Source organism: Bartonella sp. MR110HLJHH, from assembly GCF_042194225.1.
In the GTDB taxonomy this organism is placed as follows: Bacteria; Pseudomonadota; Alphaproteobacteria; order Rhizobiales; family Rhizobiaceae; genus Bartonella; species Bartonella grahamii.
Window position 1 is genome coordinate 1 of record NZ_JBHIMQ010000053.1, and the last position, 350, is coordinate 350.

The 350-nt window shown below is 38.0% G+C and carries 1 protein-coding gene; it reads left to right on the forward strand.

Annotated elements, in window-relative coordinates:
• A partial coding sequence (locus tag ACFIKB_RS09200; RefSeq protein ID WP_375653449.1) for a type II toxin-antitoxin system VapC family toxin occupies positions 1 to 292 on the forward strand: 292 nt, incomplete at its 5' end.
• Positions 293 to 350 lie beyond the last annotated feature (58 nt).

Below are 350 nucleotides of genomic sequence, written 5' to 3' on the forward strand. Positions count from 1 at the left end.
TATTTCTCTACCTTGTCTATGCGAACTTGTTTGGATACTTCGCCGAAGTGCAAGACTATCAAAAGAAGATGTAGCTGGAATGTTACGCGATCTGCTAGCAACCAGTAATATAGTAATGAATAGACCAGCTGTTGAAGCAGGGCTTGCTATTCTAGAGGCTGGTGGTGATTTTGCTGATGGAATTATAGCTTATGAAGGTAATTGGCTAGGTGGCGAGATATTTGTTTCGTTTGATAAATTAGCAATAGACCTATTAAAGAAAAACGGACAGTTAGTAAAACTCCTTACTTAATGAGTGAGCTAATACCTATAAAAGAATAAGCTATAGATGTGGATTTTCCAACACCACC